Origin of the sequence: Bacillus sp. YBWC18 (assembly GCF_002998775.1) — a bacterium.
Classification (GTDB): Bacteria; Bacillota; Bacilli; order Bacillales; family Bacillaceae; genus Bacillus.
In genome coordinates this window covers 708,717-728,751 of sequence record NZ_PVRI01000001.1, presented here as the reverse complement: position 1 = coordinate 728,751, position 20,035 = coordinate 708,717, and the positions used below count along the sequence as shown (strand labels likewise).

General features: G+C 42.2%; 19 protein-coding genes. All 19 read right to left on the bottom strand.

Annotation, left to right across the window (positions count from 1 at the left end; translation table 11 throughout):
- Nucleotides 1-45: 45 nt before the first annotated feature.
- Entirely contained in the window at nt 46-771 is a 726-nt protein-coding gene (locus C6348_RS03810; protein ID WP_066030891.1) for a GntR family transcriptional regulator, read from the bottom strand.
- 165 nt (nt 772-936) lie between these two features.
- A complete protein-coding gene (locus C6348_RS03805; protein WP_142394256.1) occupies nt 937-3,309 on the bottom strand; it encodes an FtsK/SpoIIIE family DNA translocase in 2,373 nt (790 codons plus the stop codon).
- 110 nt (nt 3,310-3,419) lie between these two features.
- A complete protein-coding gene (locus C6348_RS03800) occupies nt 3,420-3,656 on the bottom strand; it encodes a YlzJ-like family protein (protein ID WP_066030893.1) in 237 nt (78 codons plus the stop codon).
- Nucleotides 3,653-4,381 carry a ClpP family protease gene (locus tag C6348_RS03795; RefSeq protein WP_034662249.1) on the bottom strand — a complete coding sequence of 243 codons (729 nt, stop codon included), beginning with the start codon at nt 4,379-4,381 and terminating at the stop codon, nt 3,653-3,655. The genes C6348_RS03800 and C6348_RS03795 overlap by 4 nt, the downstream gene beginning before the upstream one ends.
- 119 nt (nt 4,382-4,500) lie before the next feature.
- Nucleotides 4,501-6,168 carry a ribonuclease J2 gene (gene rnjB / locus C6348_RS03790; protein WP_066030894.1) on the bottom strand — a complete coding sequence of 556 codons (1,668 nt, stop codon included), beginning with the start codon at nt 6,166-6,168 and terminating at the stop codon, nt 4,501-4,503.
- Between the two features lie 171 nt (nt 6,169-6,339).
- Nucleotides 6,340-7,206: a 4-hydroxy-tetrahydrodipicolinate synthase gene (gene dapA / locus C6348_RS03785; RefSeq protein ID WP_044142095.1), complete on the bottom strand. Its 867-nt coding sequence runs from the start codon at nt 7,204-7,206 to the stop codon at nt 6,340-6,342.
- A 30-nt stretch (nt 7,207-7,236) separates the two neighbouring features.
- Nucleotides 7,237-8,451, bottom strand: coding sequence for an aspartate kinase (gene dapG, locus C6348_RS03780; protein ID WP_012010005.1), 1,215 nt, complete (start codon nt 8,449-8,451; stop codon nt 7,237-7,239).
- A gap of 92 nt (nt 8,452-8,543) precedes the next feature.
- A complete protein-coding gene (gene asd / locus C6348_RS03775; protein ID WP_034662256.1) occupies nt 8,544-9,563 on the bottom strand; it encodes an aspartate-semialdehyde dehydrogenase in 1,020 nt (339 codons plus the stop codon).
- 139 nt (nt 9,564-9,702) lie between these two features.
- Nucleotides 9,703-10,296 (bottom strand): dipicolinate synthase subunit B, encoded by a 594-nt coding sequence (dpaB, locus tag C6348_RS03770; RefSeq protein ID WP_034662258.1) that lies wholly within the window; start codon nt 10,294-10,296, stop codon nt 9,703-9,705.
- The gene (dpaA, locus tag C6348_RS03765) at nt 10,293-11,195 is read right to left on the bottom strand and encodes a dipicolinic acid synthetase subunit A (protein ID WP_106041925.1); all 903 of its coding nucleotides are present in this window, start codon (nt 11,193-11,195) and stop codon (nt 10,293-10,295) included. The genes dpaB and dpaA overlap by 4 nt, the downstream gene beginning before the upstream one ends.
- Before the next feature lie 123 nt (nt 11,196-11,318).
- On the bottom strand, nt 11,319-11,591 hold the full coding sequence (locus C6348_RS03760; protein ID WP_012010001.1) for a YlmC/YmxH family sporulation protein: 273 nt from the start codon (nt 11,589-11,591) through the stop codon (nt 11,319-11,321).
- 70 nt (nt 11,592-11,661) lie between these two features.
- A complete protein-coding gene (locus C6348_RS03755; protein ID WP_095285183.1) occupies nt 11,662-12,585 on the bottom strand; it encodes an aminoglycoside phosphotransferase family protein in 924 nt (307 codons plus the stop codon).
- A gap of 73 nt (nt 12,586-12,658) precedes the next feature.
- Complete coding sequence (locus tag C6348_RS03750) at nt 12,659-13,888, bottom strand: M16 family metallopeptidase (protein ID WP_034662267.1); 1,230 nt, start codon at nt 13,886-13,888, stop codon at nt 12,659-12,661.
- Nucleotides 13,889-13,921: 33 nt separating this feature from the next.
- Complete coding sequence (locus tag C6348_RS03745; RefSeq protein ID WP_223251523.1) at nt 13,922-14,815, bottom strand: polysaccharide deacetylase family protein; 894 nt, start codon at nt 14,813-14,815, stop codon at nt 13,922-13,924.
- A 174-nt stretch (nt 14,816-14,989) separates the two neighbouring features.
- On the bottom strand, nt 14,990-17,107 hold the full coding sequence (pnp, locus tag C6348_RS03740) for a polyribonucleotide nucleotidyltransferase (protein ID WP_034662272.1): 2,118 nt from the start codon (nt 17,105-17,107) through the stop codon (nt 14,990-14,992).
- Between the two features lie 181 nt (nt 17,108-17,288).
- Nucleotides 17,289-17,558: a 30S ribosomal protein S15 gene (gene rpsO / locus C6348_RS03735; RefSeq protein WP_008354438.1), complete on the bottom strand. Its 270-nt coding sequence runs from the start codon at nt 17,556-17,558 to the stop codon at nt 17,289-17,291.
- Nucleotides 17,559-17,698: 140 nt separating this feature from the next.
- The gene (gene ribF, locus C6348_RS03730) at nt 17,699-18,664 is read right to left on the bottom strand and encodes a bifunctional riboflavin kinase/FAD synthetase (protein WP_034662277.1); all 966 of its coding nucleotides are present in this window, start codon (nt 18,662-18,664) and stop codon (nt 17,699-17,701) included.
- Nucleotides 18,665-18,682: 18 nt separating this feature from the next.
- Nucleotides 18,683-19,612, bottom strand: a complete 930-nt coding sequence (gene truB / locus C6348_RS03725; protein WP_066030895.1) for a tRNA pseudouridine(55) synthase TruB — start codon at nt 19,610-19,612, stop codon at nt 18,683-18,685.
- A 68-nt stretch (nt 19,613-19,680) separates the two neighbouring features.
- A complete protein-coding gene (rbfA, locus tag C6348_RS03720) occupies nt 19,681-20,031 on the bottom strand; it encodes a 30S ribosome-binding factor RbfA (RefSeq protein WP_007499525.1) in 351 nt (116 codons plus the stop codon).
- Nucleotides 20,032-20,035 lie beyond the last annotated feature (4 nt).

Here is a 20,035-nt window from a genome sequence, read left to right as displayed (position 1 = left end):
TGTATGGGCAAACAAAAAGCAACCGCTTATGGAAGCGACTGCTTGTTAAAATCGTTTACGTATCACATGAAAGCTGAATTTATCCGCTCGAAAATAATTAAGCGAGTATAAGACCGGCTGATTATCCTGATCATAGTGCATTTGTTTCAGTAATAATAATGCTGTTTCAGGGTCACATTCGAGTATCGGTGAAACCTGATCGTGGTAGCCGATTGGTTCGATGTCAGCAACTGCATATTTAATCCCGCTGTGTGGTTCTCTTCCAAACAGCTCAAAAAGAGACTCTTCTTCATGTGTAAAAGAAGCGGGAAGATGCTTGACCGGAATTTTATCTAAACAATATACCACTGGCTGTCCATCTGCCGTTCGAACGCGTTCCATTGAAAAAATCTCATCAGATTCATCACACTGAAAACGAATCACATCATTCTCTGTTGGCTCCCCTTCTTGCGAGGATAAAAAGATGGTACCAGGCGTCATATTGACCTGCTCGATCATTTTCGTGACACTTGCCAGCTGTTCTATGCCTGTTGAAAAGAGTGGTCTTGAGTTGACGAACGTTCCCACACCATGCCTTCTAATTAAATACTTCTCTTCTTCTAATACACGAAGGGCTTCACGCAGTGTCGCTCTGCTCACGCCTAAAAGCTTTGAGAGCTCAAACTCAGAAGGCAGCTTTTCTTTTTCTGCATATACACCTGTTTGTATATCTTCTTTAATACGGTCAATCACTTTCAAATATAAATGGCGATTGTCTGTTTTGGTCGACATGTTTTCCCTCCGTCTAATCAATGCAAATGATAAGATGAGAAATCTCTATTCCGAGATAAGTTGAACACAACTATATCATGTTTTTGCAAATAAATAAATAGTCTGACTTCCAGTTAACATAATCATACTATCGTTTACTTCTTATTTAGGAAAGCTCTCTTCGATTTATGAAGAGAGCTCGTCATATTGTTCTTTTGAGAGCAGGACTTCTCTCGGTTTACTTCCTTCATAAGGGCCGACAACGCCTCGCTCTTCCATTGCGTCAATCAGGCGGGCCGCTCGGGTATAGCCGATGCGGAATCTTCTTTGAAGCATAGAGACAGAAGCCGTCTGCATGCCGATGATGAGTTCCACTGCTTCATCATATAAATCGTCATCCACAGCTGTAAGCTGATCCTGCGTTTCTTCAGTTGGAATCATTTCTTCTTGATATTGTGCTTTTTGCTGGGTGATCACATGATCAACGACATGCTCCACTTCTTCATCTGATAAAAAGGCGCCTTGCACACGAACCGGTTTGTTTGCACCTACCGGTAGAAACAGCATATCCCCTCTGCCCAGCAGTTTTTCTGCGCCACCCATATCAAGGATCGTCCTTGAATCTGTTTGCGAGGACACGCTAAAGGCGATGCGCGATGGGATGTTGGCTTTAATGACACCTGTAATGACATCGACAGAAGGTCTTTGTGTAGCAATAATTAAATGAATCCCGGCAGCACGAGCCATTTGCGAAAGTCTTGTAATGGAATCTTCTACATCAGAGGAAGCGACCATCATTAAATCTGCAAGCTCGTCTACAATGACGACAATATAAGGAAGTTCTGGCTGTTTGGCCTCTTCTGATTGATTCATTCGTTTAATGTAATCATTGTATCCTTCAATATTTCTTGTCCCCGTATGAGAAAATAATTCATAGCGGCGCTCCATTTCGCTGACTACTTTTTTAAGTGCCTGTGAGGCTTTCTTAGGGTCCGTTACAACCGGAGCGAGCAGATGCGGAATGCCATTATACACATTTAGTTCAACCATTTTCGGATCAATCATCATCATTTTCACTTCATGAGGTTTCGCTCTCATGAGAATACTTGTGATAATACCATTTATGCACACACTTTTTCCGCTTCCAGTCGAGCCTGCTACAAGTAAATGCGGCATTTTGTTCATTTCAGCCAGCACAGCTTCACCAGAAATATTTCGGCCCAGTCCAATCAGCAGCTTGGCGTTTGGACGGTCATTTTGCTTTGATTCTAATACCTCTTTTAAAGAAACCATCGCGATTTCTGCATTAGGAACCTCAATACCGATGGCTGATTTACCAGGAATCGGCGCCTCAATCCGAATGTCTTTTGCTGCAAGAGCAAGGGCTAAGTCATCACTTAGATTGACGATCTTACTTACCTTCACGCCGACATCTGGATAGACTTCATATTTGGTGACTGCCGGTCCTAAGTGAACCTGTGTGACTTTTGCTTTTACACCAAAGCTTTGAAACGTTTTTTCAAGCTTTCTTGCATTTTCGTATATATTTTTCTTGTCTGTTTGCTGCCCTGAGTGCTGCGGCTCTGCCAAAATATCAAGTGACGGCAATTCGTAATCTTTGTTTTCAAGTTCAGTAAATGTCATCGGCGGCGCCTCTTTTGGTTCATCAGCTGAATCTGATGGAACCGGTGCACTTTGCACAGACTCTTGAAGAGGCTCTGTCTCTTTTGCCGTCTGCTCTTTTTGAACCAGCGGGGTGAGAATGTCATCTCTGTCAGCAAAGCTTGAGATAATCGGCTGGCTATTGTCAGAGGCCGGCGTTTCCTCTTCGATCAAGATCTGATCATCATCGTCCTCTTCCTGAATACGAGACCGTTTTTTCTTTTCACCTGTTTTCTGAGAGGGCGCGCTCTTTTTCGCCTGCCTGATTCCTTTCATATCTTCAACAAACGCTTTCCACTGCTTCACCATAAATTGTGAGACAGGGAGCGACACTTTTTTCACCATTTCTTGAAGAGATCGATTTGTAATCAGCACAATTCCAATCAGCATCAGAACGATTGCCATAATTTGAGATCCTGCTTGCGCAAATAAGAAATATGAAGCAGCAAATAATACGGCACCGATCATGCCGCCTCCTAAATCAGGTGACCCAGTCTCACCTTTCATATCCATTAAGAAAAGCTCAAATGTATTTCTTATCACACTTTGAGAGCCTATTGCGCCCGCAGATGAAAGGTGCTGAAAGAGCTTCACATGAGACAAAAGCAAGATACTCGCAATGATGCAGTATAGCCCTGCTTTTCTCCTTGTCAAAATATCTGGGATTTGTTTTTTCCAGAAGATGGTCACGCCAAAAAGAAATAATCCGATAAGGCAGAGAATGAACCATTCACCTGCAAAGAATCGGAATAAATGTACGAAGGTTTGTCCAACGACGCCTAACTGTAAAATGGCAATGATCGCTATGGCAATACAGACTAACCCATTTAATTCATATTTCAGTTTTAGCTGTTTATTTTGTTTTTTTCTCGTTTTCCGTTTTCTCTTTTTAGCCATACTCATCACCTTACTACGAAAGAAAATATAACCTACCGAAAGATCAGAAAGAAAGCAGCCTGGTTTTGGCTGCATCTTGTTGTAAGTTTTCCCTTTATTATAGCATAGAATCATTCATATGAGTCGGTTTGATTGGTGCCTAATTGTAACTTCAATCGCTTGCCTGGTGCAAGCTCTTGATTCAGAAAGTCCATTGGATTGGTACTCATGACTTGAACAATTTCTGCTTCATCCTCTTTCAATTCAACCATTACTGGCACGCCTTGGATGTTTACCTGCTGAAGTTTGCGGTCTCCTTGTTCCTCCGCGTAAATGGCTTCATATGGCATAGGTGTATATAAAATCATTGGATCAGCCCCTCGTTTTGAGATGCCCTGTCTCCAATCAGTTCGTTCAACTTTTTAATCGCTTGTCCTACGCCGCCTACTTCATTCATGAGTCCGTATTCTGCTGCCTCATGACCAACAACATTTGTTCCAATGTCTCTTGTCAAATTGCCTTTTGAGAACATGAGCTCTTTAAACTTCTCTTCTGTAATATTGGAGTGGCTTGTTACAAAGTTAATGACTCTTTCCTGCATTTTATCTAAGTATTCAAAGGTTTGCGGGACACCAATCACTAGACCAGTTAAACGCACAGGATGAATGGTCATCGTGGCTGTTTCTGCAATATAGGAATAGTCACACGATACAGCAATCGGGACACCAATAGAGTGGCCGCCGCCAAGTACAATCGATACAGTCGGTTTCGATAAAGATGCAAGCATTTCTGCAATCGCTAGTCCCGCTTCAACATCGCCGCCTACTGTATTTAAGATGATCAAAAGACCTTCAATTTTCGGGTTTTGCTCAACTGCGACGATTTGCGGAATGACATGTTCGTATTTGGTTGTTTTATTTTGTGGCGGAAGCTGCATGTGGCCTTCAATTTGTCCAATAATGGTAAGGCAATGTATATTTGTATCTTGCGGCAGCTGTGGTATGGCTGTTTCACCAAGCTGCTGTATTTTGCTCATAATGCTGTCTTTTTCTTCTGGCTTTCGCTCAGGCTGCTGTTCATTCTTTTCGTCCATTTGTCTCCATCCTTTCCTCAAACTCTCCTTCTATTATGAACAAGAAGGCCGTATTCAATCCGCATTCCTAGTGCCACATCAAAAAAGCCCAAAGAGCTTATGCTCCTTGGGCTTTCTCATCACACTTCCATAATAATTGGAATGATCATCGGCTTACGTTTTGTTTTTTCATATAGGAATTGATTGAGTACATCGCGCATGGATTGTTTCAATGTTGACCATTCAACAATTGAGTTTTCCGTTTGCTCTTTGACAATTCCTTTGACCATTTCTGTCGCTTTTACAATCAGCTCTTCGGATTCTCTGACATACACAAATCCTCTTGTGATGATTTCAGGTCCAGAAATTAATTGTTTCTTTTGTTTATCAAGCGTAATAACGACAATTAAGATACCATCTTGAGACAATAGGCGTCTATCGCGTAACACAATGTTCCCGATATCACCAACGCCAAGACCATCGATCAAAATATTGCCTTGGTGAACTTTTTCACCGATTTTTACGTTCTGTCCTCTAAACTCCACAACATCCCCTTTATCAATCAAGAAAATGTCACTTCGTTTCATTCCCACTTCTTCAGCAATACGAGAATGTGCTTTTTGCATACGATATTCGCCATTCACCGGAATTAAATACTTTGGCTTTAGTAAGTTCAGCATCAGCTTTAACTCTTCTTGGCAGCCATGTCCAGAGACATGCACACGTTTTTGCGCAAAAATGACTTGTGCGCCGCTTCTTGTGAGGAAATCCACTGTTTTTGAATATGTGAGTTCTTGTCCTGGAAGAGGTGTAGATGCAATCACAACAGTGTCATCTTTTTCAATATGAAGCTGTTTGTGATTTTGTTTTGCCATTTTTGTTAAAGCAGCAAGAGGCTCTCCGTGGCTTCCAGCTGTCAGGATGACCACATCGTTTTTCGCCATTTTCTTCACTTCTTGAACTGGTACAAATAATTCTTCGTCTGCTGTGACATAACCAAGTTTGATCGCCAGCTGAAGAGTCGTCATCATATTCTTCCCTGCTACGGCAAGCTTACGGCCATTTTGATTCGCTGCATTAATGATCTGCTGCACGCGGTTAATGTTAGATGAAGATACAGCGACAATTACTCGATTTTCAGCATTGTACATCGCATTTGAGATTTCGTCTTGGACGAGCGCCTCAGAAGGTGTATAACCTGGTTTTTCAGCATTGGCACTGTCTGAAAGAAGTGCTAAAACGCCATTGTTTCCAATTTTCGCAATCTCTCCGATGTCACAGGCTTGGTTAAGCGCTGGGGTTTGATCAAATTTAAAATCACCTGTGCATACGATTGAACCAAGAGAGGTTTTGAAGCTGATCCCAACTGAATCAGGGATGCTGTGATTCGTTCTAAAGAATGATACCTTTGTTGTTTCAAACGTAATGACTGATTTTGCATGTACCTCACGCAAGTCAGCTTTTTGATTGAAGCCATACTGCTTTAATTTTTCTCGAAGTAACGCAAGGGTCAGCTTCGTTCCATAAACTGGTACAGACAATTTGCTTAAGCAATGGAATACGCCTCCGATTGCTTCATCATGTCCGTGGGTAAGAAAAATTGCTTTCACCCGATCAGCACGTTCTGTTAAATAAGAGATATCAGGAATAACGACGTCAATGCCTAGCATTTCGTTTTCTGGATGCATCAAGCCTGCATCTACCACATATATGTCGGAATCAATTTCAATGACATATAGGTTTTTCCCGATTTCTCCAACGCCTCCCAGTGCAATAATTCTTACGTTCTCTGTATTTTTCTTTTTCAAAATTCTTATCCTCCTAGTCTCAAGCCCGTCCATCATCGCTTAATGCTATTATAACTGAATCTAATTTTAGAAAACAAGATGAAGTCACATTTTAAGAAAGTGTTTATGTATAAAAAACGGTCATACTCAGGGACATCTGAGAATGACCGCTTACGAAATCTTTTGTTTTGATCAGCTGTTTAAGACGCTGCTTAAATCCAGTCTCTCTTCTTCTGACAAAGGTAAAAGCGGAAGACGAACAGATCCGACATCTAGTCCTTTCAGCTGAAGAGCTGTTTTGACAGGCGTTGGATTTGGCGCTGTGAAAAGCTGTTTCATGATTGGGAGCAGCTTTTGATGGATCAATGCGGCATTGGCCGTTTGACCTGAAGCATAGCTTTTCAGCATTTGCTGCATATCAAGTCCTACGATATGAGACGCCACAGAGACAACTCCTTTTGCACCAACAGATACAGCTGGAAGTGTTAAGCTGTCGTCACCTGAATATACATCGAAATCTTCTGGTGTCTCTGCAATGATTTTTGTCATGGCATCAAGATCACCGCTTGCTTCTTTGATCGCGACAATGTTAGGTATTTGCGCAAGTTTAATGGTTGTTTCTGGGGCTAATGACGCAACCGTTCTCCCTGGTACATTGTAAAGCATGACAGGAAGAGATGTAGACTCGGCAATGGCTTTAAAGTGTGCATACATGCCTTCCTGTGATGGCTTGTTGTAGTAAGGTACGACAAGCATCACTGCATCAACGCCCGCTTCTTCTGCTTTTTTCGTTAGTTTGATAGACGCATTTGTATTATTACTGCCTGTTCCTGCAATGATTTTACAACGACCATTTGCTAATTTCACCGATTGCTGAAAAAGAGCGACTTTTTCTTCAGTCGATAAAGTTGGCGATTCGCCTGTTGTCCCTGCAACGACTAAAGAGTCACTGCCGTTTTTTAATAAGTAATCAATGAGAATTGATAGCTTTTGGAAATCAATGTTGCCCTTTTTATCAAAAGGTGTAATCATAGCTGTTGCGATATTTCCGAAATTCATTTTTTTCACCTCATCATGATTCAATCACATTTATCTTGAAAGTTCAAACACTTCGTGCAGGGCATTGACAGCCGCTCTCATGTTTTCTTCGTTCACTAGCACCCAAATGGTCGTATGGCTGTCAGCCGATTGTAAAATCGGAATGTTTTGCTCGGATAGAGCCGATACAATTTTAGATGTGACACCTGGTACACCCATGATGCCTGCGCCAACAGCTGATACTTTTGCACAATTTGTTGTCACAATTGGCGTATAGCCAAGATCTTTTAGAATTGACGTTGCCTTTTCAGTCATTGCACCTGTCACTGTGTACACAATCTCACTCGGTGTAATGTTGAAGAAGTCGACACTGATTTGTGCGTTAGCCATAGCCTTAAAGACCTCTGTTTGGACGCTGTACTGCCCTTCTTTTGCCGGGACTTTGATTTGCGTCACATCATTGACATGTGCAATACCCGTAATGAGGCGGTCGTACACATCATGGCTCATTTTATCTGAGTAGTGTGACGTGACGAGTGTGCCCTCTTCATCAGAGTATGTTGAACGGACCCTCATTGGTACTTTTGCTTGCATCGCAATTTCGACAGCTCTCGGGTGAATGACTTTCGCCCCTTGATATGCAAGGTTGCAAATTTCCGTATATGTCACGACTCTGAGCGGCTTTGCATTTTCAACAATGCGGGGATCTGCTGTCATGACGCCTTCTACATCTGTAAAAATATCAATGAAGTCTGCCTGTAATGCAGCACCTAAAGCAGCTGCGGACGTATCACTGCCGCCTCGTCCGATTGTGGTCACGTCTCCATTTTTTGCAGCTCCTTGGAACCCAGCAACAACGACAACATCATGTTCAGACAGTGCCGCCTCGAGACGTTCACACTTCATATCAATAATTTTCGCACTCGTATGCTCCTTATCTGTCACAAAGCCCGCCTGTGCGCCTGTCATTGCTACAGCCTTTAGCCCGTTTTCATTCAGCATACTTGAAAACACAACAGCTGAAATATTCTCTCCGCAGGAAACGAGCAAGTCTTTTTCTCGATTTGTCATATGCTGCGCGCTGCCGTAAAGCAGACCAAGCAGCGTATCTGTCGCATAAGGGTCGCCTTTTCGTCCCATTGCGGAAACGACGACAACCGACTTATAGCCTTTCTCTTTTGCCGATAAGATATGTGCAAGTGCCCTTTTTCTACCTTGATCATCTTTGACAGATGTACCGCCAAATTTTTGGACAATTATTTTCACTGTTTTCACTCCAAGTTCATTCTGACGTAACAGAAGAGAGCAGGCGAAAGATGCCTAACTCTCTTCTGTTCGTCCTCATCATCCATTGAATGTTAAACTAATTTTAATGCTTTTAAGCTTTCTGCAATTTGAACTGAGTTCCATGCAGCGCCTTTTAGCAGGTTATCAGATACAATCCACATATGGAACCCGTTTGGACGGTCCAAATCTTTCCGAATGCGGCCGACAAATACGTCGTTTTTTCCAACAGCATCTGCAGGCATTGGATAAATTTGCTGAGACGGATCATCTTGCAGTGTAATGCCTGGTGCATCTTTAAGAATTGACTTAATGTCGTCAACTGTTGCGTCATTTGATTCTAGTTCGACGTAGACAGATTCTGAATGTCCTGTTTCAATTGGAAGTCTCACACATGTTGCCGCTACTTCTAGCTCTGGCATATGCATGATTTTTTTCGTTTCGTTGATCATTTTCATTTCTTCAAATGTATAGCCATTGTCTTGGAATTTATCAATTTGCGGAATCGCATTAAATGCAATTTGATAAGGCATGACTTCCGGCTTTACATCTTCTTTATTTAAAATGGCTTGTGATTGGCTGTATAGTTCGTCAATGGCTTCATGTCCTGCACCTGATACGGCTTGGTAAGTGGACACGATGACTTTTTTCATGCCATACGCCTGACGAAGCGGTTCTAATGCCGCTACCATTTGAATCGTTGAACAGTTAGGGTTTGCAATGATTCCTTGATGGTCATGCAAGTCTTTTTCGTTTACCTCTGGTACGACAAGAGGGATGTTTTCGTCCATACGAAAAGCACTTGTGTTGTCTACAACAATCGCACCTCGTTTGACTGCTTCAGGAGCTAGCGCCTTGGAAACATTTCCTCCAGCACTGAATAATGCAATGTTCACTCCTTCAAAGCTTTCAGGTGTTGCTTCCTGAACGGTATACTCTTGACCTCTGAATGTCACTTTTGTTCCAGCAGAACGTTTTGAGGATAGTAGAGTCAGTGTATCCATTTCAAAATCTCTGTCAGCTAGTGTTTTTAACATTTGTTGACCGACAGCTCCAGTCGCTCCAACTACAGCTACATGCAATCCTCTTCCCATCAGTAAAACTCCTTCCGACCCATCCATGATTCTTTTCTTTCGGATGGCCATCCTATGACTTTTTACATTTTATTTTACCATAGAAAAGCAAGGCTTGAAGCATCTTTTTTGAATCTTTCATGATTTTCTAGTGAATCTATTATTCGTTTGCTCCAATTAAAATCGGCTGAATTTGTCTATGCTGGAGCGCCTCTTCTACTGTTTGAGAAAGCAAATCCATGTTTGCGACCATGGAGGTCGGTTTTTTAAATGGATCATCTTGGCCAAATGGAATAAAGAAAATATTCTTTGTCGACATCAGCCTCATCAGATTTGTACCATTTAAGCCTAGCGCATCATTTGTTGAAATTCCTAAAACGACAGGACGATGATTTCGAATGGTTGCTTTTGCAGCCATTAAAACAGGGCTGTCTGTCAGGGCATTTGCGAATTTCGCCATCGAGTTCCCTGTTAATGGAGCAATGACCATACAATCAAGTGGCAGCTTAGGTCCGAGCGGCTCTGCTTTAACGATTGAGTCAATCGCCTTAAAGCCAGTCAGCTTCTCAATCCGCTCAATCCAGTCAGCCCCATCTCCGAATCTTGTATTCGTACTCTGGACCGTATATGACACCACTGGACGCACTTCTGCTCCTTCTTTTACAAGTGCTTCGATTTGCGGATAAACAGCTTCGTACGTACAGTGGGAACCAGTTAAGCCAAAGCCGATTCTTTTCCCTTTTAATGTTGTCATGATTCCATCCCCCTTTTTTCCTCTGCAAGTTCACATAAGAGCCCAGAAAGCACTTTTGCAATGATTTGCCCTGCTGTCTTTGGTGCAACAATACCCGGGAGTCCTGGTGCAAGAAGCGCCTTCACTCCGTGTTTTTGTGCAAAGTCAAAGTCTGTTCCTCCTGGGCGGGAGGCGATATCCAAAATGAGTGTCTTTGGTGTCATGCTGACGATGACAGATGAATCTAATACAAGGCTTGGAATGGTATTGATGATGATATCTACATCCGTTACTTCTTCTTTTAACCGGTCCATTGAAAATGGATCAATTCCCATTTCAAAGGCCCGCGCTAAATGAGCTGTATCTGCTGCCCCTACTTTTACGTCCGCACCGAGTGCCCGAAATGTGCGGGCAATGGTGAGTCCTGTTCTTCCGAGCCCGAGAACAGCAACACGTGATCCATGAATCGTATAATCCGTTTGCTGAATGGCCATCATGATAATCCCTTCAACTGTTGGAATAGAGTTATATATGGCAATATCATCTCGCTCAAACAGCTTCACAAGTTTTCGGTTCACCAGCTTTGCCAGATTGTCTAAGTACGTATTAGAAATACCTGAGTACAAGGTACAATGGGCAGGGGTTCTTTCTAAATAAGTTGCTTCCAGCAAAACCTGCTCATTTGAGAAAACTGTCGCAACAACACCTTCATCCGTTGCCCCTGATACTGGCAGGATCATACTGTCTACCTGTTCGAATGGAAGTTCTGACATTTTCAGCTTTTCAGCACCGATAAATCCGTGATCCAGCTGATCAAATCCAACCAAAAACACTTTGGCATGCTGCTGTGACAGCTTGCGAATAATTTCAAGCTGCCTTGCATCTCCCCCGATCACCGCAACCGTTAAACCGCTCAACATACTGACCGTTCACCTTCTTTATTTAAAAAAGTCTGTAATATTTTCTGAATCTCCCTTCTAGCATATGAGGAGAGGATTCAGCCTGTGAACAAATCGGAGAGAGAAAAGAAAAAGAGCACCCATTTATGATGGATGCTCTTTTTCTCCGGGTGGCTGAAGTGCTTCAGGCACATCGAGAATGATCATATCTGATCCTATTTTTTGAATGTGATTCCACGGGACGCGGATGTCATTTCCTTGCTTTCGAAAGCCAAACCACTTCACCGAAGGTATGATGAGTGCTGTTATTTGACCGTCCTGTTCATTGATTTCAAGGTCGGTTTGTCCAAGCACGCCAAGCCGCTCCGCTCTTTTGATATCGACGATCTCTTTTCCTGACAGCTCACTTAGCCTCAAAATCGCATCACTTCCCTTCCGTATCATATATGCAGCCACAAGAAGAAATAGACCGTCCTGCTTTTTTAAGTTATGAATGATGCCAATTTGAATACCAAGCTGGTTTCAGTAGATGAAAGCGATCATGGTCTGCCAGCATTCTCTCCACTCGGTTCACCATATCTTTTACATGTTCAGGGTCATAAGAAAGCGTCCATACAATAGAAGAAAAGCAGCTCATTGCTGTATAGATGGAAAAAAGAAGCCAAAAATCGTCTGTAGCCTGCGTACTTACATAGTGATCCAGTTGCCCTGCTGAAAACGGAACACTGCTTTCTCGACTAAATAAGGACAATTTATAAAAGTCATGAACCGGGTCACCCCAGTCAGATTGATCAAAATCAATCACGCCGGCATACTCACCTCCTTGAATGATGATATTCCCTAAATGAAAATCATCATGCTGGAACTGGTTCGGTCTCGCCTTTACCGCATCAACATGTGATTTGATAAAATCTAATACGAATTGATCTTGAGCAAAAGTTACTCCACTTGATTGATAGGCATGTACATACCGTTCATGTTTCGCCATGACTCTCTCATCCCATGGCGCGACATGAGAAGGTGCGTGACATGTATGCATGAAACTCAGCTCTCTGCCTGCCCGCCTCCCGATTTCATACTGCTCTTCATTTGTGAGCAGATGGATGGATGCTCTAGCATTCTCTCCTTCAATCAAGGAGAAAATACGATAGGTACAGTTAAATTCAGCACTCATTCCAATCTCCATCACTTCAGAACATAGAAGCCCTCGATCTTTTAACTTTCGCTGAACTGACGCTTTTCTTTTAAAGGTGGAATACGTTTTGAGGTTTGATAGCTTGAGCACTAGCTTTTCACTAGAGGATGTTGTGACGAGATAAGTACGGTTTCCTGAAAAGCCAGATGTCATCGGCTGGAAGGAGATGGCTTGTGTCAGAAGCGGAGAGAGGCGTTTCAGTTTTTCATGTTCCATGAAAGCAGTGCTCCTTTCTTCTTTATATACAATAAAACGGCAGACCTCTTAGAAGCCTGCCGTGTTGTTTACATTATGATGGCTGATCACCCGTCGGACTAATAAGCGAGAGCGCATAATCTTCTGTAAAGATTCGTTTTGATAAGTTATTCACGCCGTCTAATGTGACGTGGTTGATTTCGTCAATAATTTCATCGAGTGTACGATGTTTGCCAAGGAGCAGTTCATTTTTACCGTTTCGGCTCATCTTGCTGTTTGTGCTTTCAAGGCTGAGCATGAGGTTCCCTTTCATTTGCTCCTTAGAGTTTTCAAGCTCTTTTTGCGTGATTCCCTCACGTTTTAAGACGTCTAATGTTTGTAAGATGGTTTCAGAGAGCAGGTTTAACTGCTTCGCTCCAGTCCCGCCATAAATCGTCAGCATGCCGTTATCTGCAAATGAACTGTGATAGCTGAAAACGGAATAAGCGAGTCCTTTGTCTTCTCTTACATCCTGGAACAAGCGGCTGCTCATGCTTCCGCCAAGAACATTGTTTAAGACGATTAAGTCATAGATGCCTTTATCCCCAGCTGGGAGGCCATTAAAGCCCATGCATAGATGCGCTTGCTCTGTTTCCTTTTTGCGTGTGAGCTTGTCATAGTGAAATTGCGGCGCTTCTAAAGGCTGTTTTTTCCCTTTCGTTTCATATGAACCGAACAATTTTTCAACCTCGCGAATAAAGGTGTCATCCACATTCCCTGCAACAGAGATGACGACGCGGTCCGGCGTGTAGAATTCATCCATATAAGCTCTAAGAGAGTCACCGTTAAAAGTAGAAAGTGTTTCTTCTGTTCCTAAAATCGGGAACCCTAAAGAATGATCACCATAAATCGCTTTGCTCAACAGATCATGAACGATATCATCAGGTGTATCCTCATACATTTTGATTTCTTCATAGACTACATTTTTTTCTTTTTTCAGCTCTTCTTCATCAAAAGCGGAGTGGAAGAACATGTCGCTTAATACATCGAGGGCGTAGCCAGCATGTGAATCAAGCACCTTTGCATAGTAGCAAGTGTATTCTTTTGACGTAAAGGCATTCACTTGACCACCAATGCGGTCAAAGGATTCTGCGATATCACGTGCAGATCTCGTCTTTGTCCCTTTAAAGAACATATGCTCCAGAAAGTGTGAGATTCCATTAATTTCTGGTGTCTCATGTCTAGAACCAGTTCCAATCCAGACGCCAATTGCGACAGATCTTACAGTGGGATTGTTTTCAAGTACAATTCTTACTCCGTTTTGGCATGTATACGTTTTGACCAAGTTTTGCTCCTCCTATTCAACAAACAGATCGGATCACGGATGTCTTTTTTCACTTAGGAGGTCTGAAACCGTTCCTAATTCATATCCTCTTTCCTTGATTTGAGTGATAAGTACGTCAAGACTTTTCGCCGTCGAATCTGTTGGATGCATTAATATCATCGCCCCATTGTGGATTTTCCCAAGCACCCGTTTTTGTAATATGTCTGGTGACGGTTTTTGCCAGTCAATGGTGTCTACCGTCCACATAATGGTTTCCATTCCTTCTTCAGCAGCGAGTTTCACTGTTTCTTCTTTAAAGCTGCCGCTAGGAGGGGCGAACCACTTCGGTTTTTTTCCAAGGGATTCTTCAATTTGACGATTCGTTTTGGTAATCTGCTCTAATGCTCGTTCTCTTGTCAGTGTGCGCATATCCGGGTGATTGTATGAATGGTTTCCAATTTCATGACCATCTGCCACGATTTTTTTAGCAAGATCCGTGCTTTTTTTCACCCATTTGCCCTCTAAGAAAAAGGTCGCCTTGACCCGATGCTTTTCCAGTGTCTTTAACATCTTGATTAAATGCTCGTCACCCCAAGCCACGTTGATGAGGAAAGCATTCATTTTTTTATCTGGATGTCCCTTGTAAATGGGCTCAGCACCAAGTTCGTGTAAATGAATAGAAGGTTTTGTTTCATTGAAAACAAGCAGCTTTTCATCAAATGACCCTTGTTTTTTCATTTTTTCATAAGAGGCATCGATATTGACTGTCTGTCCATTTAGACCAGGCATCTTTTTCCACACTTTATCAATCTTAGCATTTTGCGCCTTCACTTCATAGTCAGAAGACTTCGATTCAATCTCTTGATATAAAATATCTTTTGAAACAGATGCAACCTCAGCATGCTCTTTCATTGATTCAATATATGTAACAGCAGCCGGCTGCTTCATCGTTTGATATGACACGAGCAGTAAAAATACAAACACAAAGAATGGTAACGTTTTTTTCAATGGCTGTCCCTCCCCTTTACCACAAATTATGATGGGGAGAAACAAGCTAGAACTATTGTTAGCGCAAGAAAAGAAAGAAGCCTGGTACGGATACCTGGCTTCTAACACATTTCATTAAGACTGTTTTTCTTCTTTTTCCTTTTCTTCACGTAAAACAGCTTTGCGAGAAAGGTTCACACGGCCTTGTTTATCGATTTCAGTGACTTTGACAAGTAATTCATCGCCAATCTTCACAACATCTTCTACTTTGCCTACACGGTCAAGCGCAAGCTCAGAAATATGAACAAGTCCATCTTTGCCGCTGAAGATTTCAAGGAAAGCACCGAATTTTTCAATGCGTTTTACTTTACCTAAGTAAAGTTGCCCCACTTCAACTTCTCTCACAAGATCTTCAATGACTTTCTTCGCTTTTTGGTTCATGTCTTCTTCTGTAGAAGAGATAAAGATTGTACCATCTTGTTCAATATCGATTTTCACACCGGTATCTTCAATGATTTTATTGATTTGTTTACCGCTTGGTCCAATGACATCACGAATTTTATCAGGATTGATCTTCATCGTTAAGATTTTTGGTGCATAACGAGACAATTCTCCTCTAGAAGCAGGAATCGTTGACAGCATGCTTTCTAAGATTTCCATTCTTCCTTTTTTCGCTTGTTGGAGAGCTTCTTCTAAGATGTCTTTTGATAGGCCATCGATTTTGATATCCATTTGAAGCGCTGTTACACCTTTTGATGTACCTGCAACTTTAAAGTCCATATCGCCAAGTGCATCTTCCATTCCTTGAATGTCTGTCAGCACTGTGTAGTATTCACCAGATTTCACAAGCCCCATTGCAATCCCTGCAACTGGTGCTTTAATTGGAACACCCGCATCCATCATCGCAAGTGTGCTTGCGCAAATACTTGCTTGTGAAGTAGATCCGTTTGATTCCAATACCTCAGAGACAAGGCGAACCGTATAAGGGAAATCTTTTTCAGATGGGATCACTGGTTCTAATGCACGTTCACCTAGCGCACCATGTCCGATTTCACGGCGGCCTGGGCCACGCATTGGGCCTGTCTCACCAACACTGAATTGCGGGAAGTTGTAATGGTGCATGAAGCGTTTCGATTCTTCAACGCCTAGACCGTCAAGAATTTGCACATCGCCAAGTGCACCTAATGTACAAATACTGAGCGCCTGTGTTTGTCCTCTTGTAAATAGACCTGAACCGTGCGTTCTTGGCAGAAGTCCTACTTCTGAAGAAAGTGGACGGATTTGATCTACACCGCGTCCATCTGGACGTACTTTCTCTTCAGTGATCAGACGACGAACTTCGTTTTTGACAAGCTTGTTTAATACATCCTTCGCTTGTTTAATCGTCGCTTCGTCGCGATCTTCTTCTTCAAATTTCTCAACCACAGCTTTTTTCACAGCACTGATTGCATCCTCACGTGCATGCTTCTCATGTACTTGAATCGCTTTCAGCAGGTCTGTTTCAGCAAGTGCTTTTACTTCGTCTGCTAACGTTTGATCTACTTCATATAAAGGAATATCGATTTTTGCTTTACCGACTGCCTTGACAATTTCCTCTTGGAATTCGATTAAGCGTTTGATCTCTTGGTGACCATACATGATGGCCTCAAGCATTGTTTCTTCTGGTACTTCATCAGCACCAGCTTCGACCATGTTGATCGCATCTTTTGTTCCAGCGACTACAAGGTTGATGTCACTTTGTTCAAGCTGCTCTACATTTGGATTGATGATCAGCTTTCCATCAACTCGTCCTACTGTAACGCCGGCGATTGGTCCCTCAAATGGAATGTCAGACACACATAATGCTAAAGATGAGCCAAACATTGCAGCCATTTCAGATGAACAATCTTGATCCACACTCATGACGATACTAATGACTTGTACTTCGTTTCTAAATCCATCTGCAAATAATGGACGGATTGGTCTGTCAATTAAGCGGCTCGCAAGGATCGCTTTTTCACTTGGACGGCCTTCTCTTTTAATGAAGCCTCCAGGAATTTTACCTACTGCGTATAATCTTTCTTCGTAGTTCACAGTGAGCGGGAAAAAATCAAGTGGTTTTGGTTCTTTAGAAGCTGTTGCTGAGCTAAGCACAGCTGTATCTCCGTAGCGTACGAGGACCGCTCCGTTTGCTTGCTTTGCAAGCTGGCCAGTTTCAACTGTCAGTTGACGTCCAGCCCAGTCTATGGTGAAGACATGTTTCTCTTGTCCCATTCTGAGAAAAACTCCTCTCTTATCTTGAAATTTTAGTTAATTCTTATTATGAACAAAATGATTTTCACATATCAATGTGAAAGGTGTATGTAGAAGGGTTTTTGCCATTCTTTCAACATTTTAACCATAAAATATTAGTGATTATACGATAAAAAAGCGGGAATCCTCCCGCTTTTTACGATTATCGACGTAAGCCTAGTTTGTTAATTAACTCACGGTAACGAGTTACGTCTTTATTACGTAGATACGTAAGAAGATTACGACGTCTACCTACCATTTTCAAAAGACCGCGACGTGAGTGGTGATCTTTCTTATGAGTACGTAAATGCTCGTTCAAGTTGTTAATTGATTCTGTTAGGACAGCGATCTGAACTTCTGGAGATCCAGTATCAGATTCGTGTGTTTTGAACTCATTAATTAATTGAGTTTTACGCTCTTGAGTAATAGCCATCCTGTTTCACCTCCAAATCATGTTAGCCCCATCTACCTCGCAACCGTCGGTGAAGTCGGCCTGCCAAGTAAGTGGTTTTAAAGCTACAGGAATAATCATACTAAAAATATGCTGAATTTGCAAATGGTAGAGCTGTTTTTCTATGAATTTTTTGTTTGCCTTAGCTGATCTTGAAAAAACTGAATCGCTTCTTCTTTATCTTGACTGATTTGAGCCGTTAACTCCTGGATTCCGTTAAATTTTTGTTCACTGCGAATGCGTTTGAACCACTGTAATTTAATCGGTTCACCATATATTTCTTCGTTAAAATCAAAGAGGTTTACTTCAATGGCAGGCTGATCAGGGCGCTTTTCATAAAAGGTTGGTTTATAGCCAACGTTACAAACACCGTCATACACTTTGCCTTTGACTTCTGCTCTTACTGCATAAACCCCTGTTGGCGGAATAATGTATTCAGCAGATAAACCGACATTTGCAGTCGGAAAGCCGATCGTCCGTCCTCGCTTATCTCCATGAATGACAATACCGCGCAGCTGATAAGGTTTTCCTAAAAGCTCACTCACATATTCAACATCCCCATTTTTCAATGCGGAACGTATGAGTGTAGAGCTGACTTTTCGGTCTTGATTGGACAACTTAGGAACGATGGTGGCCGTGATACGCCCTTTTCCGTACTCATCGAATGTTTCCATTGTGCCTGCACCAAAACGGCCAAACGTAAAATCAAAACCGGCTACTGCGTGCTTCACATTCAGCTCATCCAAATATTGGTCCACAAACTCTTGAGGAGACAGCGCTGCAAAGCTTTCGCTGAATTGCACAATGTATAAATAGTCAGCGCCCAGCTGTTCGATGAAATCAATTTTATCCTCAAGCGGTGTAATTAAGTCCTTTGGTTCACGTGCTTTTTGCAAAACATGTGATGGATGCGGATGAAAGGTCATGACTGCTAAAGCCAATCCTTCTTTTCTCGCAATGCTTTTCGCTGCGTCAATAACTTTTTGATGTCCGAGGTGAACACCGTCAAAATACCCTAAAGCCATAACAGAAGGGTCTTGATCCTTTTGATTCAATGTATGTGGGTGTGAAATATGTATAGTCTTCACGAGATGGTCACCTTTTCTTTAAGATTGCTTGTCCTGAGATAAGATCTTCGCCGGCTTCATCAGATTCTGTTTGGTCGGGTGCTTCATATATATCGCCATACAGCGACCTGAAGGAGCAAAGACAGCGACACGATCTTCCTCTGCGAAATGAGCGAATTCATCAGGCATTGGCAGGACTGCACCGTTTTCCACTTTACTTGCTAATGTATCATTTATCTCCCATTTCGGCAAATGATTGAGCGCACGCTCGATCGGGACAAGGTGCTCATCTACTGCTCCTTCCTCGCTTATATTTCGAAGCTCATCAAGGGTGATGCATTCATCTAGCGTAAAATCACCTGACCCTGTGCGAATGAGATGTGACATATGGGCTGGAAACCCTAGTTTCTTTCCAATATCAACCGCTAAGGTTCTGACATACGTTCCTTTTGAGCATAAAACGGTGAATCTAAATGATACCTTTCCATTCTCAAATAAAGCAGGTGTTGTCCGCTCGATACGGTGAATCGTAATTTCACGGCTCGGCCGCTCAATTTCAATGCCTTCTCTTGCATATTCATAGAGTTTTTTTCCGCCAATTTTCACAGCAGAAAACATGGGAGGAATTTGTTCAATGGTTCCTTGAAACTGTTTCAGCACAGCATCAATTTCTTCTTCTGAGATGGGTTTTTGCACCTTTTCTTCTTCTACGATCTCACCTGTTTGGTCTTCTGTTGTTGTAGAAAAGCCAATCGTGATTTCTGCATCATACGTTTTCGATTTATCTGTTAAGTATTCGACAATCTTCGTTGCTCTTCCGATACAAATGGGCAGAACACCTGATACCTCCGGGTCGAGAGTGCCTGTATGTCCGACTTTTTTTGTATGCAAGATCTTTCTCACTTTGAACACACAGTCGTGAGAGGTCATTCCTCTTTCTTTATGTAATAAAAGAACACCATTTATCATCTGCGTTCTCTCCTTTCATAAACGATGAAAAAGGACAGACGATCATCGCCTATCCTTATTTCAACGTCTTATTCATGATCTTTTGTGTTTAGTTCAGCAATCAGGCTTTCAATTCGATTTCCATAATCTACGGATTCATCGAATTCAAAGTGCAGTTCTGGTGTTTTGCGAAGTCTAATTCGATTGCCAATTTCAGAGCGGATATACCCTTTAGCCTTTGCAAGGCCTTTTAAGGTTTCCTCTCTTTTTTTCTCGTCACCGAGAACAGAAATGTAAACTTTCGCAATTTGCAAATCACCGGATACTTCAACATCGGTTACAGTCAAAAAGCCAATTCTTGGATCTTTTAGCTTTCTGCCTAGGATGTCACCTAATTCTTTTTTCATCTGCTCACCCACGCGGGTTGCTCTCATACTCATGATC